Genomic DNA, 21,071 nt, shown 5'->3' on the forward strand with positions numbered 1-21,071 from the left:
GCTCAGGAATCCTTCGATGGTTCTGACTTGTCCTCGCGCGGCGGCAGGAAGTCCGCATATTCGCGCTTCGGCAGCTTACCGGAAACGAGGTCGTCGAAGAGCTGACGCGAACGTCCGCGCAGATACGGCGCCATGATCGAGATGATATGCAGGCTCGCCTGATGCAGCTCGGTGCGGATCGCTTCCTGATCGTTGTACTTGCGCGGATTCATCACGTACTGATACGAGAGCCAGTACGTCGCGATCACACCCATGTTCGTCGCGACCACGTTGATCTCTTCCGGCGTCGCGACCATTTCGCCATCGGCGACGAGCGCCTCGCACAACTGGCTCGCGAAATGCACCTTGTGCGTGATGATCTGCTTGAAGTGCGTTTCCAAAGTGCGGTTGCGCGCGAGCAGATCGTTCAGGTCGCGATAGAGAAAGCGGTACGTCCAGAGGAAATCCGCCATGTACTGCAGATACGACCACATCTCGTCGATGGTCGGGCGATGATCGTCCGGAAAGCGCAGACGCTTTTGAATCTGCTGCTCGAACTGCGCGAAGATGCTGTTGATGATGTCGTCTTTGTTGCGGAAATGGTAGTACAGGTTGCCTGGACTGATTTCCATCTCTTCGGCGATCGTCGTCGTGGTGACGTTCGGCTCGCCGATATCGTTGAACAACTTCAGCGACAGCTCGAGTATCCGTTCGCGGGTGCGGCGGGGTGGTTTGGCTTCCATGTCGTCCGACCTTGGCATCGGGCCGCGGCGGCTCGGGATGAGCGTTCGCAAGGCCGCTTCCGTTGCTATTTTTGAGAATATCGGACGATTATAAACCGGTCGTTCAGCGGCACCCACGCTTGCACTGCGCGATGACGTTCTCCTTTATAAGATACGCGCGAGCCACGCGGATGCAAGCGGCCACAGAATCAGGCCCCATGTGATGACGCAGACGCCGAGCGCGACCATCACCGCGGCGCTGCCGAAATCCTTGGCCCGTTTTGACAGTTCGTGACGTTCGAGCGAGATGCGGTCGATTGCCGCCTCGACGCTCGAATTCAGCAGTTCCACGATGAGCACGAGCAGCACGGACGTGATCAGCGCGGCCCGCTCCACCGGTGCGACCGGCACGAAAAGACTGATCGGCAGGAGAATCGCGGCGAGCGTCAGTTCTTGCCGAAACGCGCTTTCCTCGCGAATCGCAATGCGAAAGCCGTAGAGCGAGTTCTTCATCGCGTGCCACGCGCGCGTGAAGCCGCGGTTGCCCTTGTACGGATTGAAGGGCAGATCGTCGGGGCCGAGGGGTTCGGCCGTTTGCAAGGGCGGGTCGTCGATGTCTTCGGGATCATCGTCGAACGGATCGTTCTCGCGCGTGCGACCCGATGCCGCGCGCGCGTTCGCTTCCGCCCGTTCCTGCGCCACGGCGCGTCGCGTCATGCGGCGGCCTTCTCGGACGTCGCACGCGGCCCGAAGCGGCGCAGATGCGAGGCGAACTGCTCCGACGCCGCGCGCCACGAAAAGCGCTCGGCCCACGCGCGCGCATCGGCACGTTCGATCTTCAGCGCTTCGAGACAGGCTTCGCGCAGGTCGGCGTCGAGCGCGCCGGGTCCGTCGGTGCCGAGCACGTCGATCGGGCCCGTCACCGGATACGCGGCGACCGGCGTGCCGCAGGCCATCGCTTCGAGCAGCACGAGGCCGAAGGTGTCGGTTTTGCTCGGGAACACGAAGACGTCCGCCGCCGCATAGACCTTCGCGAGTTCGGGCTGCGACAAGACGCCCAGATAGTTCACGTTCGTATAACGCGATTTCAGTTCGGCGAGCGCGGGGCCTTCGCCCGCGACCCACTTCGAGCCGGGCAGATCGAGCTTCAGAAACGCCTCGACATTCTTCTCGACGGCGACGCGCCCGACGTACAGGAAGATCGGCCGCGCCGTGTTGAGCACCTTCGACTCCATCGGATGGAAGATGTCGAGATCGACGCCGCGCGTCCACAGCACGACGTTGGTGAAGCCGTACTGCTCGAGATCGCTCTTGACGACGGGCGTCGGCGCCATCACCGCTTGCGAGCCCTTGTGGAACCAGTGCAGGAATCGATACGTCAGCGCGAGCGGAATGCCGAAGCGCGCCTTCACGTATTCGGGAAAGCGCGTGTGATAGGCGGTGGTGAACGGCAGCTTGTGGCGCAGCGCGTAGGAACGCGCGGCGAGCCCGAGCGGACCTTCGGTGGCGATGTGCAGCGCGTCCGGTCCGAACGCGTCGATGCGCTCTGCGACGCGCCGGGCCGGCAGCAGCGAAAGCCGAATCTCGGGATAGGTCGGGCAGGGGATCGTTCTGAATTCGAGCGGCGTGAGCAACTCCACGCGATGACCGAGCGCGGTGAGTTCCTTCGTCGTCTGCGTGAGCGTGCGCACGACGCCATTGACCTGCGGCTCCCATGCGTCGGTAACGATCATGATTTTCATCGATTCGGCCCAGGTTGGTGTGGCTTGTTATGGCTGTTGTGGCTTGTTGCTGCGGCGTTCAGACGGTGGCGCGTGCGCGTGTCGTGCGCGCCTGCTGCGAGCCCATCACGGTCCAGTAGACGACCTTCAGCTCGCCGTCGTAGGTCTCGACGAGCGCGGAGAGGCTCTCGACCCAGTCGCCGTCGTTGCAATAGAGAATGCCGTCGATGTCGCGGATCTCGGCCTTGTGGATGTGCCCGCACACGACGCCGTCGCAGCCGCGGCGGCGCGCTTCGTCGGTCATCACGCGCTCGAACTGGGAGATGAAGTTCACCGCGTTCTTGACCTGATGCTTCAGGTATTGCGACAGCGACCAGTAATTGAAGCCGAACTTCGTGCGCACGCGATTGAACCAGCGGTTGAGCAGCAGGATCATCGTGTAGGCGGTGTCGCCGAGATAGGCGAGCCATTTGGCGTGCTGGATCACGCCGTCGAAGAGATCGCCGTGCACGATCCACAGGCGCTTGCCCGCGAGCGTCGTGTGGAACGCTTCGCCGCGCACGTGGATGTCACCGAATGCGAGATCGCAGAACTGGCGCGCGGCTTCGTCGTGATTGCCGGGGATGTACACGACCTGCGTGCCCTTCCTGGCCTTGCGCAGGATTTTCTGCACGACGTCGTTGTGCGCCTGCGGCCAGAACCAGCCTTTGCGAAGCTGCCATCCGTCGATGATGTCGCCAACGAGATACAGATACTCCGACTCGTGGTGACGCAGGAAATCGAGAAGATATTGCGCCTGGCAGCCGCCCGAACCCAGATGGATGTCGGAGAGCCAGATCGTGCGATAGCGATGCGGCGCGTCGTCGGCTTCACCGTGTTCGTCGTCGTGGACGGGTGCGGCGATGCGCGCATCGGATACGCCATGCGCTCCCGCTGAGGCCGGCTCGGACGACTCAGTGGACTCGGATCGCAGTGCGAAGGGGCCGGTGCGCAGCTCGCTGTTGCCGAGGCTGAAGGGAAGGGGCGGGTCGATTGCCGGGTGAACGGACGAATTGAAGGCCATTGGCTCGCGCATCGGGTTTCGGTATGCGCATTGCACCGTGTGGCCGTGACCGAGCCGTGACAGTCACGAGAAGTTCTTATTACTTGACAACAGTCTGGATGGGGATGACGCGTGTGCCGGCGAGGCGGTCATGGAGAAACTGGCGCGCGGGATCGAGCCAGACGGCTGCCGCCCACAGCGTGACCCACGCCGCGAATACGGCGAGCGTCTGCGGCACGGCGAGGGAGAAAAGCGGATGCAGCGCCAGCGGCGGCAGGAACCACAGCCACGCGAGCGCATAACGTGCGAGCGCGCGTCCGGGTCTGACAGGCTGGCCGTGCGCGTCGACGATCCTGAGGCGCCAGGTTTTCATCGGCAGGGTCTGGCCGCCATGCGTCCAGAAATACACGAAGTACGCGGCGAGCACGATGCCGATCCACGACATCAGCCAGTTGTGATGCGTGAGGCCGTTGCGTTGTTGCGTGAGCGTGCTGAAAAGATAGCCGGCGATGAACACGACGCCGAACAGGATCACGCCTTCGTAGAGCATCGTCGCGAGGCGGCGGCGCAGCGTGGGCGCGCGCATCGGATCGACAGTGGCGACGGCCGGCCGGGCGCTCACGAGCCGTTGTACATCGAAGGCGCCTGCTGCGGCGACACGGGAATCGGCGTGGCCGGGACGATGCTCGCGGCGTTCGGAATGGCGGGTTGCGCGGGCGCGCCGGAAACGGGTGCGGCCGGCGCGGGGGACGCAGCGGAGCCGCCTTCGGCATGTCCGGCGTGGCCTTGCTCGCGCGCCGCGACGAGGCGGTTGATGTCCTTCACTTCGGTCTTGCCCGTGGGCGGCGCGGAGACGACCGTCGGGCGGCGCGTGTGTTCGCTCGCGGCGAGCTTCTTCTTCTGTTCTTCGGACAGCTTTTGATAGGCGTCCCAGGCCTTTTCGCGCTTTTCGAGCGGAACCGATTTGGAAACCTGATAGTTTTCGCGCGCGACCTTGCGCTGGTCGGGCGTGAGGCGCACCCACTCTTCCATGCGCTGATGCAGATGCTTCTGCGCCTCCGGCGACATCCGATGAAAGCGCGATGCGATCTTCAGCCACTTTTGCTTGCGCTCGTCGGAGAACGTATCCCACTGCGTGGCGAAGGGCTCGAGCGCGAGATGCTGCGCCTCGGTCAGATGGCTCCAGGACAGCGGCCCGTCGGATGACAGCGCGGAGAGCGGCGAGAGCGTTGTGTCGGCGTGAGCGCTTGCGCCGCCCGGCGACGCGGCGGCGGGCGAGGGCGTGGCGGGGGCTGTGGCATAGAAGCGCGGATAAGTCGCGGCGAACGCAACCAGACCCGCAATCGCGCAACCAAAGACAATCGCGAGACCGCGCTTGTAACTCACCCGAAAATTCCCCCGCTGTATTCAGTGCCTGACGAAGACTGAGATGACCGAGTCGATGGCTTAGTGATTGCGCGTCAGATACGCGTTGAAACCGTGATCCAGATAGGCGTCGATCGGCAGGCTGTCGCTCATCATGGCGGCGTCGATGTCGGCGAGTTCCGCGCGGCGCTCCTGATCTTCCCAATACGCGATGCCCGCCAGCCCGATGACGAGCGCCGCGAGCGGCCACGCGAGGCCGAGACCGCCGAGCCGCGCGAGCCACCCCTTCGGACGCTGGCCGTCGTCGGAATCGCCCGTGGTGAGCGTGCTGCCCGCAACGGCGAACGCCGGCGTGAAGGCGGGCGCGCTCATCGCGACGGCCACCTTCTCCGGCTTCTTGCGCGCGATCGCGGCGCGGCGCGCCTCGCGCAGCCGGTCGACGGCGGCAGCCGGAATGTTCGACGTGTTTTCGTCCAGCGCCTGCACGACCTTCAGCGCGAACTCGTTTTCCTTCGTTTCAAGTGCGGAACTCATAGCGTTATCCCTTTTGCTTTCAGGGCTTGCGCGAGAGTGTGCGTGGCGCGTGAACAATGTGTCTTCACGCTTCCCTCGGAGCACCCCATCGCAGCGGCCGTCTCGGCGACATCCATATCCTCCCAGTAACGCATGAGAAACGCTTCCCGTTGACGCGCGGGCAGTTTCTGGATTTCGGCATCGATCAGGTTCAGCACCTGCTCGCGCTCAAGCTTGTTCTCGCTGCTTTCGCTGCCGGCCGCGCCGTCCTGCGATTCGAAGGTTTCGAGCGGGTCGAATTCGTCGTCGTCAGCGTTGCCGAAGGACGAGAAGAGACTGACCCAGGTGTTGCGCACCTTCTGGCGACGGAAATAATCGTGCGTCGCGTTCTGAAGGATACGCTGGAATAGAAGCGGAAGCTCGGCCGCCGGTCGGTCGCCGTATTTTTCCGCAAGCTTGATCATCGCGTCCTGCACGACGTCGAGCGCCGCGTCGTCGTCGCGAACGGTGTACACGGTTTGCTTGAACGCGCGTCTTTCGACGCCCGCCAGAAAGTCGGCGAGTTCCTTGTCTGATGCCATCCGTTGGGGGCCCGGCGCAACGAATACTGCGTCCGATTTGCGTCGAAAAGGGGATCGTGGAGTTCGAGGAAAACCTGCGAATCCTAGCAAAGTTTCGCGGCAGCCGGAGCAAATGCGCGATTTTGTTGCCGTTTGCTGTGCGCGTTCGGTCAAAAGCATGTCCATTCGACAGCCCGGATTCGCGCGGCGCATTCTCCGGAAAGCCGCGCGCGGGCGAGCGATACGGCAATGTTCGGAAACTTTTTGCTTGACCCGGCGCGTGGCACACTGTTACATTTTCTGACTCGCATCATCCAGTGAAATGTCTGCTTTGAGGCGAGCCCAAGAAGCACGCCTGTCAATTCAAGACGCGCCGCTTGAACCCGAGCCACAAGCCCGGTAGAGAGCACCCGATCAATTTTTTGCCGAAAATTCGAAAGGTGATGAATGAACATGCCTAGCGCGGAATTCTCCACGTCGGATACCACCCCTCCTCACGAAGCCGACTCCATCGGCGGGACCGTGCTCATGCGCGCGCTCGCGGACGAAGAAGTCGAATTCATCTGGGGCTATCCCGGCGGCTCGGTACTTTACATCTACGACGAGCTGTACAAGCAGGACCAGATTCAGCACATTCTCGTGCGCCACGAGCAGGCCGCCGTGCACGCCGCCGACGCGTATTCGCGCTCGACCGGCAAAGTGGGCGTGTGTCTCGTGACCTCGGGCCCGGGCGTCACCAATGCCGTCACCGGCATCGCCACGGCCTATATGGATTCGATTCCGCTCGTCGTCATCAGCGGCCAGGTTCCGACCGCGGCCATCGGCCTCGACGCGTTCCAGGAGTGCGACACCGTCGGCATCACGCGGCCTTGCGTGAAGCACAACTTCCTCGTGAAGGACGTGCGCGACCTCGCCGCGACCGTCAAGAAGGCGTTCTACATCGCGCGCACGGGCCGTCCGGGTCCGGTGCTGATCGACATTCCGAAGGACGTGTCGAAGGCGCCGTGCAAGTACGAGCCGCTCAAGTCCGTGTCGCTGCGTTCGTACAACCCGGTCACGAAAGGCCATTCGGGCCAGATTCGCAAGGCGGTGCAACTGCTGCTGTCCGCGAAGCGCCCGTACATCTACACTGGCGGCGGCATCATTCTGGCGGACGCATCGCGCGAGCTGAACCAGTTCGCCGATTTGCTCGGCTATCCCGTCACCAATACGCTGATGGGCCTCGGCGGCTACCGCGCGTCCGACAAGAAATTCCTCGGCATGCTCGGCATGCACGGCACGTACGAAGCCAACATGGCGATGCAGAACTGCGACGTGCTGATCGCCATCGGTGCGCGCTTCGACGACCGCGTGATCGGCGACCCGAAGCACTTTGCATCGTCGCCGCGCAAGATCATCCATATCGACGTTGATCCGTCGTCCATTTCCAAGCGTGTGAAGGTGGATATCCCCATCGTCGGTGACGTGAAGGAAGTGCTGAAGGAGCTCATCGAGCAGCTTCAGCACGCCGAGCACGGCCCGGACACGCAGGCGCTCAAGAGCTGGTGGGACGAGATCGAAGGCTGGCGCTCGAAGGACTGCCTCTCTTACGACCGCAAGAGCGAGATCATCAAGCCGCAGTACGTCGTCGAAAAGCTCTGGGAGCTCACCGACGGCAATGCGTTCGTCTGCTCGGACGTCGGCCAGCATCAGATGTGGGCGGCGCAGTTCTATCCGTTCAACAAGCCGCGCCGCTGGATCAACTCGGGCGGTCTCGGCACGATGGGCTTCGGCCTGCCCGCCGCGATGGGCGTGAAGATGGCGTATCCGGACGACGAAGTGGTCTGCATCACCGGCGAAGGCTCCATCCAGATGTGCATTCAGGAGCTCTCGACGTGCAAGCAGTACAACACGCCCGTCAAGATCATTTCGCTGAACAATCGCTATCTGGGCATGGTGCGCCAGTGGCAGCAGATCGAGTACAAGAAGCGCTATTCCAGTTCGTACATGGACGCGCTGCCCGACTTCGTGAAGCTGGCCGAGGCGTATGGCCATGTCGGCATTCGTGTCGAAAAGACCGCGGACGTCGAGCCGGCGCTGAAGGAAGCGCTGCGTCTCAAGGACCGCACCGTGTTTCTCGACTTCCAGACCGATCCCACCGAAAACGTATTCCCGATGGTGCAAGCCGGCAAGGGCATCACGGAAATGCTGCTCGGGTCTGAGGATCTATAACGCGGGTTTGTCTCGCGAGGCTCGCGCGCGCCTGTCTTCACAAAAGACGAGCGCCGCGCGCGGGTTTTTCGAACAAGCGCCAACTGGATAAACATCGGGAACTACGAACATGAAACACATCATCTCCGTACTGCTGGAAAACGAACCGGGCGCGTTATCGCGCGTCGTCGGGCTCTTTTCGGCACGCGGCTATAACATCGAAACGCTGACGGTGGCGCCGACCGAAGACAGTTCGCTGTCGCGGCTGACCATCGTCTCGATTGGCTCGGACGACGTGATCGAACAGATCACGAAGCACCTGAACCGCCTGATCGAGGTGGTCAAAGTGGTCGACCTGACAGAGGGCGCCCACATCGAGCGCGAGCTGATGCTCATCAAGGTAAGGGCGGTCGGCAAGGAACGCGAAGAGATGAAGCGCATGGCGGATATCTTCCGCGGCCGCATCATCGACGTGACCGAAAAGACCTACACGATGGAACTGACGGGCGCGTCCGACAAGCTCGACGCGTTCATCCAGGCGCTCGATGCCACGGCGATCCTCGAAACGGTTCGCACGGGCAGTTCCGGCATCGGCCGGGGCGAGCGGATTCTCAAGGTTTAACGGCGTCGCATCCATTCATTCGCAGCACACGTAGCGCAACCATTTTCAAAGATCAAGGAACTACCATGAAAGTTTTCTACGACAAGGACGCCGACCTCTCCCTCATCAAGGGCAAGCAAGTCACCATCATCGGCTATGGCTCGCAAGGCCATGCGCACGCGCTCAACCTGAAAGACAGCGGCGTGAACGTGACGGTCGGTCTGCGCAAGGGCGGTGCATCGTGGAGCAAGGCCGAGAACGCCGGCCTGAAGGTCAAGGAAGTCGCCGAAGCCGTGAAGGGCGCCGACGTCGTCATGATGCTGCTGCCCGACGAGCAGATCGCCGAGGTCTACAAGAACGAAGTGCATGACAACGCCAAGCAGGGCGCGGCGCTCGCGTTTGCGCACGGCTTCAACGTGCACTACGGCCAGGTGATCCCGCGCGCGGATCTCGACGTCATCATGATCGCGCCGAAGGCGCCGGGCCACACCGTGCGCAACACGTACAGCCAGGGCGGCGGCGTGCCGCACCTGATCGCGGTTGCGCAAGACAAGACCGGCTCGGCGCGCGATGTGGCGCTGTCGTACGCCGTGGCGAACGGCGGCGGCCGTGCGGGCATCATCGAAACGAACTTCCGTGAAGAAACCGAAACCGATCTGTTCGGCGAGCAGGCGGTTCTGTGCGGCGGCACGGTCGACCTGATCAAGGCCGGCTTCGAAACGCTGGTGGAAGCGGGCTACGCGCCGGAAATGGCCTACTTCGAGTGCCTGCACGAACTGAAGCTGATCGTCGACCTGATCTACGAAGGCGGCATCGCCAACATGAACTACTCGATCTCGAACAACGCCGAATATGGCGAATACGTGACGGGTCCGCGCATCGTCACGGAAGAGACGAAGAAGGCGATGAAGGCCGTGCTGAAGGACATCCAGACCGGCGAATACGCGAAGAGCTTCATCATCGAGAACCGCGCTGGCGCGCCGACGCTGCAATCGCGCCGCCGTCTGACGTCGGAGCATCAGATCGAGCAAGTCGGCGAGAAGCTGCGCGCGATGATGCCGTGGATCGCGAAGAACAAGCTCGTCGACCAGTCGAAGAACTGAAGTCTGCCGCTAGTCACGCTTTTTGCTTGATCGAAAGCCGCCCGGTTGCCCTGCGCGCCGGGCGGCTTTTGCTATCCTACGGTTTTTAAAAACACAGAACTCGTTCATGAACTATCCTCATCCGATCATTGCCCGCGAAGGCTGGCCGTTCATCGCCATCGCGGCAGTCGTGGCCATCCTCGTGCAAGCGCTGGGCGGCTTCGGCTTCGCCTGGATCTTCTGGCTGATCGTGATCTTCATCGTCCAGTTCTTCCGCGATCCGGCCCGCCCGATTCCCGCTCAGCCGAACGCCGTGCTGTGTCCGGCAGACGGCCGAATCGTCGCGGTCGAAACCACGCGCGATCCGTACGCCGACCGCGAAGCGCTCAAGATCAGCGTGTTCATGAACGTGTTCAACGTGCACTCGCAGCGCTCGCCGGTGGACGGCGCGATCACGAAGGTGCAGTACTTTCCGGGCGCGTATCTGAATGCGGCCGTCGACAAGGCATCGACCGAAAACGAGCGCAACGCGGTCGTGCTGCAGACGGCGGCCGGGCATACCGTGACGTCCGTGCAGATCGCGGGACTGATCGCGCGACGCATTCTCTGCTACGTGCACGTCGGCGAACCGCTGACGCGCGGCCAGCGCTACGGCTTCATCCGCTTTGGTTCGCGTGTCGACGTGTATCTGCCGGTGGGCAGCCGTCCGCGTGTGTCGATCGGCGAGAAGGTTTCGGCTTCGTCGACGATCCTCGCCGAGTTCGCGGAATAACGCGGAGGTTTCATGGCGGCATTCAAACCGCGCCGTAACCGCGTGAACGGGGCATCGCCGCGCCCGTTTCGCCGTAACAAGGCCGCGCAGGACGTGGGCGTCGTCGAGACGCGGCGTGCCAAGCGGCAGCAGTTTCTGAAGAAGCGCGGCATTTATCTGCTGCCGAATGCGTTCACCACGGCCGCGCTGTTCTGCGGCTTCTTCGCCGTCGTTCAGGCGATGAACGTGCGCTTCGAGATCGCGGCCATCGCCATTTTCGTCGCGATGGTGCTCGACGGCATGGACGGCCGCGTCGCGCGCATGACGCACACGCAGAGCGCGTTCGGCGAGCAGTTCGACAGCCTGTCGGACATGGTGTCGTTCGGCGTCGCTCCTGCGCTCGTGATGTACGAATGGGTGCTGAAGGACCTCGGGCGCTGGGGCTGGCTCGCGGCATTCGTCTATTGTTCGGGCGCCGCGCTGCGGCTCGCGCGTTTCAATACGAACGTCGGCGTGGTCGACAAGCGCTATTTCCAGGGCTTGCCGTCGCCGGCCGCGGCGGCGCTGATCGCGGGTTTCGTGTGGCTCGCCACCGACAATCGCGTGCCGCTCAAGCTTGTGTGGCTGCCGTGGGTCGCATTCGCGCTGACGATCTATGCCGGCGTGACGATGGTGTCGAACGCGCCGTTCTACAGCGGCAAGGCGCTCGATGTGCGGTATCGCGTGCCGTTCGCGGGGGTGTTGCTGATCGTCGTGGCGTTCGTGCTCGTATCGTCCGATCCGCCGGTCATGCTGTTTTGCCTGTTCGTGCTGTACGGCTTTTCGGGCTATATCTGGTGGGCGTATCTGGCGGCGCGCGGACGGCCCAATCCGGCGAGAAGCTCACAGCGGGATCACTAGTTCTTATCGCATTACATGAAAAAGGCGGCGAGCTTCACGGCTCGCCGCCTTTTTTGTTGCCGACTGACTCTTAGCCCGCGACGAGCGTGCCGTTCGAAATATGCACGCGCTCGCCTTGCTGGAACGGCGGCGGGTTCTTGTACGTGAAGGTGCGCGTCTTGCCGTTTTCCATCCGCACGTGCACGGAGTAATCGGTTTCGCTGCGGATATGTTTCTCGACCGAATTGCCCGCGAGACCGCCGCCTAGCGCGCCGAGCAAGGTCATCGCGGTACGGCCGCCGCCGCGCCCGAACTGATTGCCGACGACACCGCCCGCTACGGCGCCGCCCACCGCACCGATCCCCGTTCCGTGACCTTCATGCTTGACGGTGGAAATCGACTCGACGGTGCCGCAGGTCGCGCAATACGCGGGATGCTGCGGCGCTTGCTGTGCATACGAGGGTTGCGCGGGTTGCGGCTGCGCCGGAGCTTGCTGCGCCTGTTGCTGAGCGGCTTGCTGTGCCGCAGCCTGTTGGGCGGCTGCTTGCTGGGCGGCTTGCTGCTGCGCCGCTGTCGGTTGCGCCGGAGTCGGCGCGGCGGCGTTCACCGCCGGTTGTTGCGCGACCGCAGCGGTCTGCGTCTGCGGATTCTGCGCGGCATTGCTCGACGCCTTCGGGAACAATCCCGTCATCGCGGCGGTCGCCACGAGGCTCGCGACGATGACCGCGCCCGCCGCCGTCGCGATGAGCGGATGCAGCCGCCGCTGCTGCGGCTGAACGGCGCCGCCAGAAGCTGGCGACGTGCTGAGTTTGTTGGTTCCGTTATCCATTGTCGAACCTCCGTTTCGAGGCAAGCTGCCGCTACCGATGTCGGCAGTTACAACCCATTCTCGGGGAAACCGGGAAATCGCGCTTTTTCGGGTTGTAACCAATTCGCGGGCGCGCTGTATTTCGATGGAAGCAGGACCGATGCCAGGCACTGTCGGCAGGCGCTGTCGAGGCGCACGGCCATCGCGGGCTTTGAAGTTTTTACCAGCGCTTACAAGAAAAACGAAAAAAAACGCGCCCCGCAGGACGCGCTATCAGCCGCCGAAACAGCTAAATCAGTCTTCCCGACGCAGATGCGGGAACAGAATCACATCGCGGATGCTCGGGCTGTCGGTCAGCAACATCACGAGACGGTCGACGCCGATGCCGCATCCGCCCGTCGGCGGCATGCCGTATTCGAGCGCGCGGATGTAGTCGGCGTCGAAATACATCGCTTCTTCGTCGCCGGCGTCTTTCTGATCGACCTGCTTCTGGAAGCGCGCGGCCTGATCTTCCGGATCGTTCAGCTCCGAGAAGCCGTTGGCGATCTCGCGCCCCGTGATGAACAACTCGAAACGCTCCGTGATGCCCGGAACCGAATCCGACGCGCGCGCGAGCGGCGACACTTCGATCGGATAATCGACGATGTACGTCGGCTCCCACAATTGCGATTCCGCGGTCTCTTCGAACAGCGCGAGCTGCAGCGAGCCGAGTCCGGCGTTCAGGAAAGCGGGCTGCGTCGTGTCGACACCGAATTTCTTCAGTTCCGTGCGCAGGAGCGCCGCGTCGGAAAGCTGCGCGTCGGTGTATTGCGGCGCGAATTTCTGAATGGCCTGACTGATCGTCAGACGATGAAACGGCTTCGAAAGATCGAGCTCGCGTCCCTGATACGTGATGACGGCGGTGCCGAGCGCATCGATCGCGGCCTGACGGATCAGCGATTCGGTGAAGTCCATCAGCCAGCGATAGTCGGTGTACGCGGCGTAGAACTCCATCATCGTGAATTCCGGGTTGTGACGCGGCGAGACGCCTTCGTTCCGGAAATTGCGATTGATTTCGAACACGCGCTCGAAGCCGCCGACGATCAGCCGCTTCAGATAAAGCTCAGGCGCGATGCGCAGGAACATCTGCATGTCGAGCGCGTTGTGGTGCGTCGTGAAAGGCTTGGCCGCCGCGCCGCCCGGAATCGGGTGCAGCATCGGCGTTTCGACTTCCATGAAGTTCGCCTGCGACATGAAGTTGCGGATCGACGTGACGGCCTTCGTGCGCGCCATGAAGGTCTTGCGCGATTCCGGCGTGACGATCAGATCGACGTAGCGCTGGCGATAACGCGTTTCCTGATCGGCGAGGCCGTGGAACTTGTCCGGCAGCGGACGCAGCGCCTTCGAGAGTAGTCGCAATTCCGTGCAGCGCACCGACAATTCGCCCTTGTTCGTGCGAAACAGCACGCCCTTCGCGGCGATGATGTCGCCCAGGTCCCACTTCTTGAACGCGTCGTAGGTTTCGGCGCCGACATCCGCGGGCGTCACGAAGAACTGGATCTGGCCGCTGCCGTCCTGAACCGTTGCGAAGCTCGCCTTGCCCATCACGCGCTTGAGCATCATCCGGCCGGCGATCGCGACGGGCAGGGGATTCGCTTCGAGCGCGTCCTTGTCGGTGTCGGCGTAATCGCTTTGAAGTGCGGCGGCCTGATGCGTCGGGCGGAAGTCGTTCGGAAAGGCGACGCCTTGCTCGCGCAGCGCGCGCAGCTTGTCGCGGCGCTCCGCGATGATCTGGTTCTCTTCCAGTTCGGGAGCAGCGCCCGGTTGAGTCGGTTCGGTCATGATGATTCTTGGGCTGAAATACGGAGAATGCGCGGCGGAATGAAACGGCGGAATGAAACGAAAGCGGCGCGACCGGAAGGCCGCGCCGCTGCAAGACATCAAACGCCCTGTTTCAGACTCGCGCCGATGAAGTCGTCGAGATCGCCGTCGAGCACGGCGCGCGTGTTGCTCATTTCCACGTTGGTGCGCAGATCCTTCACGCGGCTCTGGTCGAGCACGTAAGAGCGGATCTGATGGCCCCAGCCCACGTCGGTCTTGCTCGATTCGAGCTTGTCCTGTTCGGCCTGGCGCTTGCGCATCTCGAATTCGTAGAGACGCGCCTTCAGCATCTGCATGGCTTCGGCGCGGTTGCGGTGCTGCGAGCGGTCATTCTGGCACTGCACGACGATGCCGGTCGGCGCGTGCGTGAGACGCACGGCGGAGTCCGTCTTGTTGATGTGCTGACCGCCCGCGCCGGATGCGCGGTACGTGTCCGTGCGGACATCGGCGGGATTGATTTCGATCTCGATCGAGTCGTCGATTTCCGGATACACGAACACCGACGAGAACGACGTATGGCGGCCGCCCGACGAATCGAACGGCGACTTGCGCACGAGCCGGTGAATGCCGGTTTCGGTGCGCAGGTAGCCGTACGCGTATTCGCCTTCGACCTTGATGGTCGCGCTCTTGATGCCGGCGACGTCGCCTTCGGATTCTTCGAGCACTTCGGTCTTGAAGCCCTTGCGCTCGCAGTAACGCAAGTACTGGCGCAGCAGCATGGACGCCCAGTCGCACGCCTCGGTGCCGCCCGCGCCCGCCTGAATGTCGATGAAGCAGTTGTTCGGGTCGGCCGGGTTCGAAAACATCCGGCGGAATTCCATGTCTTCGACGCGCACGCGCAAGGCATCGGCGTCCGCTTCGCACGCGACGAGCGTGCCCTCGTCGTTTTCCTCGTGCGCCATGTCGAACAGATCGCTCGCGTCGCGCAGATCGCCGTCGAGGGCGGTGAGCGTCGACACTACGCCGTCGAGCAGCTTTTTCTCGCGACCGAGCGCTTGCGCGTTCTTCGAATCGTTCCAGACGTTCGGGTCTTCGAGTTCCTTATTGACTTCGACTAGACGCGCGGACTTGGCGTCGTAGTCAAAGATACCCCCGTAGCTCGCCCGCGCGGCGGCGCAGGTCGGCCAGAAGGCTTTCGATCGCGTTGAGACGTTCCGCTTCCATTGTCGATCTTCGGCTTCGTAAAAAGATGAAATTATAGCCGAATGACAGGGTTTCCCCGCGCCGGACCGGCCCCAGGACGCGCTCAGCCCGCGTGTTCGACGATCAACTGCACCCGCGCGACCCCATTCCACGAATCGCTGACGAGCCGGTACGCGACGGTCGCGCGCGGCGGCAGCGGATCGACGTGATTGAACCAGATCGCGTTGAAGCGCTGACGTCCGCGCAGCAGCGACAGTTTCAGATGTTTGTCCTTCACGAGCGCCTGCGACGCGACTTCAAACTCGCCGGAGAAAGTCGGCGCCGGAAAGCCCTGGCCCCATACCGCGGCGTCCAGCATCTCGACGAATTGGGGCGTGAAGTACGCGTCTTCGAGTTCGCCATCGGTTTCGACGGTGCGCGCGAGCGCTTCCGCCGTGAGCCACTCGCGGCCGACCGTTTCGAACGCCTGCGTGAAGCGCGCAATGTCGGCGGTGGCGAGCGTCAGGCCCGCGGCCATCGCGTGGCCGCCGAACTTGTGGATGAGGCCCGGCTCGCGCTTGCTGATGAGATCGACCGCGTCGCGCAGATGAAAGCCGGGAATGGAGCGGCCTGAGCCCTTGCAGAGCGCGCCGCTTTCGTCGGCGTGCGCGAAAGTGAACGATGGCCGATGAAACCGCTCCTTCAGCCGCCCCGCGACGATGCCGATCACGCCCTGATGCCAGCTCGCATCGTAAAGCGTGAGCGTCGCGCGCTCGCCGCAATCGAAGGTTTGCAGTTCGGCGAGCGCCTGCTGCTGCATACCGGCTTCGATTTCGCGGCGTTCGCGGTTCATCGAATCGAGTTGCTGCGCGAGTTCCCACGCGCGGCCGACGTCGTCGGTGGTCAGGCATTCGATGCCGAGCGACATGTCCGAAAGCCGGCCCGCCGCGTTCAGGCGTGGACCGAGCGCGAAGCCGAGATCGAAGCCGGATGCGGCGCGCGCATCGCGGGCGGCGGCGCGAAAGAGAGCGGCGATGCCCGGCTGCATCCGCCCCGAGCGAATCCGTTTCAAACCCTGCGCGACCAGAATGCGGTTGTTGCAATCGAGCTTCACGACATCGGCGACGGTGCCGAGCGCGACGAGATCGAGCAGGCCGTCGAGGCGCGGTTCGGGCGTGCCATCGGCATACGCGCCACGGCGGCGCAACTCCGCGCGCAACGCGAGCAGCACATAGAACATCACGCCCACGCCCGCGATGCACTTGCTCGGAAATTCGCAGCCCGGCTGGTTCGGATTGACGATCGCGCGCGCGGCGGGCAATTCGTCGCCGGGAAGGTGATGGTCCGTGACGAGCACGTCGATGCCGAGCGCGTTCGCTGCGGCGACGCCATCGACGCTCGCGATGCCGTTGTCGACCGTGATCAGCAGATCGGGTAGGCCCCGCGGCGCGCGCGCCGCCAGTTCGACGATCTCCGGCGTGAGCCCGTAGCCGTATTCGAAGCGGTTGGGCACCAGATAGTCGATCGTCGCGCCGAACATGCGCAAGCCCCGCACGGCCACCGCGCACGCGGTCGCGCCGTCGCAGTCGTAGTCGGCGACGACGAGCATGCGCTTGCCCGCGGCGAGCGCGTCGGCGAGCACGATGGCGGCGTCGTCGCAACCTTTCAGGCCGGCGGGCGCGTGCAGGCGCTTGAACTCGGTTTCGATTTCATCGGGCGAAGTCACGCCGCGCGCCGCGTACAGACGCGCGATGACGGGATGCAGGCCGTGGCGCATCAGCGCTTCGGCGTCGGCGGGAGAGGAGGCGCGGGTGACGATTCGCGTCATGCTGGAAGCAACCTTATTCGATTAAAAGCGCGGCGATCGGCCTGCGCCGCCAGAATTTGCGCAAGTCCGAGCGCGTGACGGAGAGCGTGACCGAGCCGGAGTCGCCGCAGAGCGTGAGACTCAGGCGGCCGAGCGCGCCATCGGTGAGCGCTTGCAGCGCGGGGGCGAACCACGCGGCTTCGAGCGACTTCAGCGAGTCGTTCCAGCGCGCCCAGTCCTGCTCGATGAACGGCGCGGAAAACGGATTCAGCTCGATGAGCGTGCTGCCTTCGGTCAGGCTCTCGGTGAGGGCCGCGAACGATTCGGGCGGCGGCGACGGCCTGATGCCCGCTGCGATCGCGAGTCCGCGCGTCGCGGCGGCGTCGGACATGACGTGCGTGAAGGGGCTCGTGACCGGCTTGAGCGCGCCTTGCCCGTGCAGCCAGATCGAGTTGATCGCGGGCAGCCCGCGCGCTTCGCGCTCGAGATTCAGCGGATGCTCGAACCACGCCATCTGCACTTCGTTCTGCAGCTTCATCCACGCGCGCGAGCGCTCGCCGGTGCGGGCTTCGTGCGGCAGCCAGATTTCGATGTTGCGGCCCGTCGCGCGTAACGGCGATGCGCCCGCGAGCGCGCCGAGCGCTTCGCCCGACACGTACCAGCGCAGCGGCGTCGGCGCCTGCAGTTGCACGCCGAGTTCCTCGATCACCGGCCGCGCGGTTCGCAGCAACGCGCGCGCTTCTTCCGTGTGCACGCCGAGCGTGTCGGGATCGATCAGCACCAGATGATCATGCGCGATGCGCACATGCACCGGCTCGATGCAGGCCCAAAGCGCATCGCCGGGCGTACCGCCGTCGGCGAGCAGCATGAAGGGCGCGAGCGGTGCATCGTCGGCATAGCGCTGGTCGGCGGGCGTGACGGCGTTGAAGCGGCGCGCGATCCAGCGTTCGTGCGGCAGCGTGCGCTGAAAATCCTCGCCGACGATGCGCTCCTCGAGTGTGGCGCGGGCGAGCAGTTTGTCGAGCGCTGCGCTCTCCAGTCCGTGCAGGGCGGTCGCGGCGTCCGCGGCCGAGGGCAGGGCGAACGGCAGCAGGAGATGGAGATGGTGAACGGGCATGATGCTCGGCATTGTAGGGCAAAGCGGATGCAGCGATGCGACGCCCGCGCCCCGCGTCGAAGCCGTGCGCTTTCGTGTTCGCTACCGTCTCGTTCGCCCCATGTATGGCAAACTTTCGCAAAATTGCGCCATCGGGGCACAACAACGCTGGGACAGCAGCAGAAAGGAATCGCTTGAAACTTCCGTACGAATGGCAGATCGGCTGGCGCTACACGCGCGCCAGCAAACGCACCACAGGCAACGGCTTCATCTCCTTCATCGCGCTCGTGTCGATGGCGGGCATCGCACTCGGCGTCGCCGCGCTGATCGTCGTGCTGTCGGTCATGAACGGCTTCCAGAAGGAAGTGCGCGACCGGATGCTGTCGGTGCTCGCGCACGTCGAAATCTTCTCGCCGACCGGCTCGATGCCCAACTGGCAACTGACCGCGCAGGAAGCGCGCAAGAATCCCGAAGTGACCGGCGCGGCGCCCTATGTCGAAGCGCAGGCGCTGCTCACGCGCCAGGGCGCGGTGAGCGGCGTCGCGCTGCGCGGCGTGGAGCCGTCGCTGGAACCGGAAGTCTCGGACATCGGCAAGGAGATGCGCGCGGGCAAGCTCACGGATCTGAAGCCGGGCGAATTCGGCATCGTGCTCGGCAAGGATCTCGCGGCCAATCTCGGCGTGATGGACGGCGACAAAATCACGCTCGTCGCGCCCGAAGGCACCATCACGCCGGCCGGGATGATGCCGCGCCTCAAGCAGTTCACGGTGGTCGGCATCTTCGAGTCGGGTCACTACGAATACGATTCGACGCTCGCGCTCATCGAAATCCGCGACGCGCAAGCGCTCTTCCGTCTGCCCGCGCCGACCGGCGTGCGCCTGCGCCTGAAGGACATGCAGCGCGCGCCCGAAGTCGCGCGTCAACTCGCGCGCACGCTTTCCGGCGATCTCTATATTCGCGACTGGACGCAGCAGAACAAGACGTGGTTTTCCGCCGTGCAGATCGAAAAGCGCATGATGTTCATCATCCTCACGCTGATCATCGCGGTGGCGGCGTTCAATCTGGTTTCGTCGCTCGTGATGACCGTCACCGACAAGCAGGCCGATATCGCGATCCTGCGCACGCTCGGCGCGCAGCCCGGCTCGATCATGAAGATTTTCGTGGTGCAGGGCGTGACGATCGGTTTCATCGGCACGGCGCTCGGCGTGTCGCTCGGCTGTCTGATCGCGTGGAGCATTCCGTGGCTCGTGCCGATGATCGAGCATCTCTTCAACGTGCAGTTCCTGCCGTCTTCGGTGTATTTCATCAGCGAGCTGCCGTCCGAGCTCGTGCCGGGCGATGTGGCCAAGATCGGCATCATCGCGTTTGTGTTGTCGTCGCTCGCAACGCTCTATCCGAGCTGGCGCGGCGCGAAGGTTCGTCCGGCGGAGGCGCTGCGTTATGAGTGACTTGATTCCCGCCAGCAGGATCGTTCTCCAGGCTTCCGCGATCTCGAAGACGTTCGAGCAGGGCGGCTTCAACGTGCAGGTGCTCGACAACGCGCAACTCGACGTGATGAAGGGCGAAAAGCTCGCGATCGTCGGCGCGTCGGGTTCGGGCAAGAGCACGCTGTTGCACGTGCTCGGCGGTCTCGACGAACCGAGCGCCGGCAAGGTCTCGCTGCTCGGCAAGCCGTTCACCGAGCTGAAGGAAAGAGAGCGTAACGAGCTGCGCAATCGCGCGCTCGGCTTCGTGTATCAGTTCCATCATCTGCTGCCGGAATTCACGGCGCTCGACAACGTCGCGATGCCGCTGCGCATCCGCCGCATGTCGGAAGAAGATGCGCGCCGGCAAGCGCAGGAAATGCTGGAGCGCGTGGGCATCGGGCATCGCGCGAAGCATCGGCCAGGCGCGCTGTCGGGCGGCGAGCGTCAGCGCGTGGCGATCGCGCGCGCACTCGTCACGCGTCCCGCCTGCGTGCTCGCCGACGAACCGACCGGCAATCTCGACGGCGGCACGGCGGACACGGTCTTCAATCTGATGCTGGAGTTGTCGCAGACGCTTGAGACGAGCTTCGTGATCGTCACGCACGACGCCGATCTCGCCGCGCGCTGCGACCGCATCATGCGTCTGCGCGACGGCGTGCTGCACGAAGAGCCGTCTGTGCCGGTATAACGCGTTCTTCCGCGGGAGGCGCCATGTGGATCGATACGCACTGTCATCTCGATGCCGGCGAGTTCGATGCCGACCGCGATGCCGTCGCCGATGCGGCGTTCGATGCAGGCGTGACGCGCATCGTGATTCCGGGCGTCGATCGCGGCAATATCGGCACGGTGCGCGCGCTGGCGCATCGCATCGCGGGCGGCGCGTACGCGCTCGGCATCCATCCGCTGTTCACGCCGGGCGCGCATGAAGACGATCTGCATGTTTTGCGCCGCGAGATCGAAGCGAGCCTCGATGATCCGCTGTTCGTCGGCATCGGCGAAATCGGGCTCGATTATTTCGTACCGACGCTCGACGATGCGCGCCAGCAGTTCTTCTACGACGAGCAACTAAAGCTCGCCCGCGAGTTCGATCTGCCGGTCATCTGCCATGTGCGCAAATCGCAGGACAAGGTGCTGAAGGGCCTGCGCGTGCACGATATTCATTGCGGCATCGCGCACGCGTTCAACGGCAGTTTCCAGCAGGCCGAGGCGTTCATCGCGCAGGGCATGCGTCTCGGCTTCGGTGGCAATCTCACGTTCGAACGCGCGCGGCAGATTCGCCGGCTCGCGGCCGAACTTCCGCTCGACGCGATCGTGCTCGAAACCGATGCGCCCGACATTGCGCCTTCCTGGCTCTACAAGCAGCGCAATTCGCCGGACCAGGTTGCGGCCATCGCGAAAGTGCTCGCGCAACTGCGCGGCATCGACGAAAACGCGCTTTCCCTAGGCACAACGGCTAACGCTCACGCCGCGCTCCCACGCCTCGCGCTCGCCTCTTCATAATCGTTTC

The 21,071-nt window shown here is 63.7% G+C and carries 21 protein-coding genes; 8 read left to right on the forward strand and 13 right to left on the reverse strand.

The window, feature by feature from the left end:
- Positions 1 to 2 precede the first annotated feature (2 nt).
- From AWB74_RS11020 to AWB74_RS11055, 8 genes are all read right to left on the reverse strand, one after another.
- Positions 3 to 722: a TetR/AcrR family transcriptional regulator gene (locus AWB74_RS11020; RefSeq protein ID WP_061123896.1), complete on the reverse strand. Its 720-nt coding sequence runs from the start codon at positions 720 to 722 to the stop codon at positions 3 to 5.
- A 144-nt stretch (positions 723 to 866) separates the two neighbouring features.
- Positions 867 to 1,418 carry a diacylglycerol kinase gene (locus AWB74_RS11025; protein WP_087038947.1) on the reverse strand — a complete coding sequence of 184 codons (552 nt, stop codon included), beginning with the start codon at positions 1,416 to 1,418 and terminating at the stop codon, positions 867 to 869.
- On the reverse strand, positions 1,415 to 2,443 hold the full coding sequence (locus AWB74_RS11030) for a glycosyltransferase family 4 protein (protein ID WP_061146809.1): 1,029 nt from the start codon (positions 2,441 to 2,443) through the stop codon (positions 1,415 to 1,417). Before AWB74_RS11030 ends, AWB74_RS11025 begins: the two co-directional genes overlap by 4 nt.
- A gap of 58 nt (positions 2,444 to 2,501) precedes the next feature.
- The gene (locus tag AWB74_RS11035) at positions 2,502 to 3,497 is read right to left on the reverse strand and encodes a UDP-2,3-diacylglucosamine diphosphatase (protein ID WP_235024541.1); all 996 of its coding nucleotides are present in this window, start codon (positions 3,495 to 3,497) and stop codon (positions 2,502 to 2,504) included.
- Positions 3,498 to 3,564: 67 nt separating this feature from the next.
- Positions 3,565 to 4,050 carry an RDD family protein gene (locus tag AWB74_RS11040; RefSeq protein ID WP_061146911.1) on the reverse strand — a complete coding sequence of 162 codons (486 nt, stop codon included), beginning with the start codon at positions 4,048 to 4,050 and terminating at the stop codon, positions 3,565 to 3,567.
- Positions 4,051 to 4,082: 32 nt separating this feature from the next.
- Complete coding sequence (locus AWB74_RS11045) at positions 4,083 to 4,850, reverse strand: DUF3106 domain-containing protein (protein WP_061146810.1); 768 nt, start codon at positions 4,848 to 4,850, stop codon at positions 4,083 to 4,085.
- A 60-nt stretch (positions 4,851 to 4,910) separates the two neighbouring features.
- A complete protein-coding gene (locus AWB74_RS11050; protein WP_061146811.1) occupies positions 4,911 to 5,363 on the reverse strand; it encodes a DUF3619 family protein in 453 nt (150 codons plus the stop codon).
- The gene (locus tag AWB74_RS11055) at positions 5,360 to 5,923 is read right to left on the reverse strand and encodes an RNA polymerase sigma factor (protein ID WP_061146812.1); all 564 of its coding nucleotides are present in this window, start codon (positions 5,921 to 5,923) and stop codon (positions 5,360 to 5,362) included. The genes AWB74_RS11050 and AWB74_RS11055 overlap by 4 nt, the downstream gene beginning before the upstream one ends.
- 426 nt (positions 5,924 to 6,349) lie before the next feature.
- Here AWB74_RS11055 and AWB74_RS11060 point away from each other — a divergent pair, with 426 nt between their 5' ends.
- The 5 genes from AWB74_RS11060 (at position 6,350) to pssA (ending at position 11,426) form a co-directional block, all read left to right on the forward strand.
- Positions 6,350 to 8,113, forward strand: a complete 1,764-nt coding sequence (locus AWB74_RS11060) for an acetolactate synthase 3 catalytic subunit (RefSeq protein WP_061146813.1) — start codon at positions 6,350 to 6,352, stop codon at positions 8,111 to 8,113.
- A 109-nt stretch (positions 8,114 to 8,222) separates the two neighbouring features.
- On the forward strand, positions 8,223 to 8,714 hold the full coding sequence (ilvN, locus tag AWB74_RS11065; RefSeq protein ID WP_008341906.1) for an acetolactate synthase small subunit: 492 nt from the start codon (positions 8,223 to 8,225) through the stop codon (positions 8,712 to 8,714).
- Positions 8,715 to 8,779: 65 nt separating this feature from the next.
- Positions 8,780 to 9,796 carry a ketol-acid reductoisomerase gene (gene ilvC / locus AWB74_RS11070; protein WP_061146814.1) on the forward strand — a complete coding sequence of 339 codons (1,017 nt, stop codon included), beginning with the start codon at positions 8,780 to 8,782 and terminating at the stop codon, positions 9,794 to 9,796.
- 106 nt (positions 9,797 to 9,902) lie between these two features.
- A complete protein-coding gene (locus AWB74_RS11075) occupies positions 9,903 to 10,547 on the forward strand; it encodes a phosphatidylserine decarboxylase (RefSeq protein WP_061146815.1) in 645 nt (214 codons plus the stop codon).
- 12 nt (positions 10,548 to 10,559) lie between these two features.
- Positions 10,560 to 11,426 carry a CDP-diacylglycerol--serine O-phosphatidyltransferase gene (gene pssA, locus AWB74_RS11080; protein WP_061146816.1) on the forward strand — a complete coding sequence of 289 codons (867 nt, stop codon included), beginning with the start codon at positions 10,560 to 10,562 and terminating at the stop codon, positions 11,424 to 11,426.
- Between the two features lie 70 nt (positions 11,427 to 11,496).
- On the opposite strand, the gene AWB74_RS11085 is transcribed toward pssA, so the two are convergent.
- The 5 genes from AWB74_RS11085 to AWB74_RS11105 all read right to left on the reverse strand — a co-directional run bounded on the left by AWB74_RS11085 (position 11,497) and on the right by AWB74_RS11105 (position 18,131).
- Positions 11,497 to 12,234, reverse strand: coding sequence for a glycine zipper 2TM domain-containing protein (locus AWB74_RS11085; RefSeq protein WP_061146817.1), 738 nt, complete (start codon positions 12,232 to 12,234; stop codon positions 11,497 to 11,499).
- A 273-nt stretch (positions 12,235 to 12,507) separates the two neighbouring features.
- Positions 12,508 to 14,034 (reverse strand): lysine--tRNA ligase, encoded by a 1,527-nt coding sequence (gene lysS / locus AWB74_RS11090; RefSeq protein ID WP_061146912.1) that lies wholly within the window; start codon positions 14,032 to 14,034, stop codon positions 12,508 to 12,510.
- A gap of 98 nt (positions 14,035 to 14,132) precedes the next feature.
- Positions 14,133 to 15,237, reverse strand: a protein-coding gene (gene prfB, locus AWB74_RS11095) for a peptide chain release factor 2 (RefSeq protein ID WP_096032015.1) whose coding sequence is annotated in 2 segments (ribosomal slippage) — positions 14,133 to 15,155 and positions 15,157 to 15,237 — 1,104 coding nt in all. Because the reading frame shifts where the segments join, the coding sequence is not laid out codon by codon here.
- An 82-nt stretch (positions 15,238 to 15,319) separates the two neighbouring features.
- Positions 15,320 to 17,023, reverse strand: a complete 1,704-nt coding sequence (gene recJ / locus AWB74_RS11100) for a single-stranded-DNA-specific exonuclease RecJ (RefSeq protein WP_061146818.1) — start codon at positions 17,021 to 17,023, stop codon at positions 15,320 to 15,322.
- A 13-nt stretch (positions 17,024 to 17,036) separates the two neighbouring features.
- On the reverse strand, positions 17,037 to 18,131 hold the full coding sequence (locus tag AWB74_RS11105) for a hypothetical protein (protein ID WP_061146819.1): 1,095 nt from the start codon (positions 18,129 to 18,131) through the stop codon (positions 17,037 to 17,039).
- Positions 18,132 to 18,292: 161 nt separating this feature from the next.
- Between AWB74_RS11105 and AWB74_RS11110 the strand changes: the two genes are divergently transcribed.
- Genes AWB74_RS11110 through AWB74_RS11120 form a run of 3 tightly spaced genes read left to right on the forward strand, consistent with a single transcriptional unit; the run spans position 18,293 to position 21,064 of the window.
- Positions 18,293 to 19,546, forward strand: coding sequence for a lipoprotein-releasing ABC transporter permease subunit (locus AWB74_RS11110; RefSeq protein ID WP_061146820.1), 1,254 nt, complete (start codon positions 18,293 to 18,295; stop codon positions 19,544 to 19,546).
- Entirely contained in the window at positions 19,539 to 20,252 is a 714-nt protein-coding gene (lolD, locus tag AWB74_RS11115; protein ID WP_061146821.1) for a lipoprotein-releasing ABC transporter ATP-binding protein LolD, read from the forward strand. Before AWB74_RS11110 ends, lolD begins: the two co-directional genes overlap by 8 nt.
- Positions 20,253 to 20,275: 23 nt before the next feature.
- Positions 20,276 to 21,064, forward strand: a complete 789-nt coding sequence (locus tag AWB74_RS11120; RefSeq protein WP_061146822.1) for a TatD family hydrolase — start codon at positions 20,276 to 20,278, stop codon at positions 21,062 to 21,064.
- Positions 21,065 to 21,071 lie beyond the last annotated feature (7 nt).

The sequence above is a fragment of the Caballeronia arvi genome (assembly GCF_001544695.2).
Lineage (GTDB): Bacteria > Pseudomonadota > Gammaproteobacteria > Burkholderiales > Burkholderiaceae > Caballeronia > Caballeronia arvi.

What these genes read in the sequence shown, in the direction of transcription:
- AWB74_RS11120 (WP_061146822.1), top strand. Translation starts at nt 20,276, where the DNA reads ATGTGGATCGATACGCACTGTCATCTCGATGCCGGCGAGTTCGATGCC.
- AWB74_RS11030 (WP_061146809.1), bottom strand. Translation starts at nt 2,443, where the DNA reads ATGAAAATCATGATCGTTACCGACGCATGGGAGCCGCAGGTCAATGGC.
- AWB74_RS11020 (WP_061123896.1), bottom strand. Translation starts at nt 722, where the DNA reads ATGGAAGCCAAACCACCCCGCCGCACCCGCGAACGGATACTCGAGCTG.
- AWB74_RS11040 (WP_061146911.1), bottom strand. Translation starts at nt 4,050, where the DNA reads ATGCGCGCGCCCACGCTGCGCCGCCGCCTCGCGACGATGCTCTACGAA.
- AWB74_RS11025 (WP_087038947.1), bottom strand. Translation starts at nt 1,418, where the DNA reads ATGACGCGACGCGCCGTGGCGCAGGAACGGGCGGAAGCGAACGCGCGC.
- ilvC (WP_061146814.1), top strand. Translation starts at nt 8,780, where the DNA reads ATGAAAGTTTTCTACGACAAGGACGCCGACCTCTCCCTCATCAAGGGC.
- pssA (WP_061146816.1), top strand. Translation starts at nt 10,560, where the DNA reads ATGGCGGCATTCAAACCGCGCCGTAACCGCGTGAACGGGGCATCGCCG.
- AWB74_RS11050 (WP_061146811.1), bottom strand. Translation starts at nt 5,363, where the DNA reads ATGAGTTCCGCACTTGAAACGAAGGAAAACGAGTTCGCGCTGAAGGTC.
- AWB74_RS11075 (WP_061146815.1), top strand. Translation starts at nt 9,903, where the DNA reads ATGAACTATCCTCATCCGATCATTGCCCGCGAAGGCTGGCCGTTCATC.
- AWB74_RS11035 (WP_235024541.1), bottom strand. Translation starts at nt 3,497, where the DNA reads ATGCGCGAGCCAATGGCCTTCAATTCGTCCGTTCACCCGGCAATCGAC.
- AWB74_RS11085 (WP_061146817.1), bottom strand. Translation starts at nt 12,234, where the DNA reads ATGGATAACGGAACCAACAAACTCAGCACGTCGCCAGCTTCTGGCGGC.
- lysS (WP_061146912.1), bottom strand. Translation starts at nt 14,034, where the DNA reads ATGACCGAACCGACTCAACCGGGCGCTGCTCCCGAACTGGAAGAGAAC.
- ilvN (WP_008341906.1), top strand. Translation starts at nt 8,223, where the DNA reads ATGAAACACATCATCTCCGTACTGCTGGAAAACGAACCGGGCGCGTTA.
- lolD (WP_061146821.1), top strand. Translation starts at nt 19,539, where the DNA reads ATGAGTGACTTGATTCCCGCCAGCAGGATCGTTCTCCAGGCTTCCGCG.
- AWB74_RS11060 (WP_061146813.1), top strand. Translation starts at nt 6,350, where the DNA reads ATGAACATGCCTAGCGCGGAATTCTCCACGTCGGATACCACCCCTCCT.
- AWB74_RS11105 (WP_061146819.1), bottom strand. Translation starts at nt 18,131, where the DNA reads ATGCCGAGCATCATGCCCGTTCACCATCTCCATCTCCTGCTGCCGTTC.
- recJ (WP_061146818.1), bottom strand. Translation starts at nt 17,023, where the DNA reads ATGACGCGAATCGTCACCCGCGCCTCCTCTCCCGCCGACGCCGAAGCG.
- AWB74_RS11055 (WP_061146812.1), bottom strand. Translation starts at nt 5,923, where the DNA reads ATGGCATCAGACAAGGAACTCGCCGACTTTCTGGCGGGCGTCGAAAGA.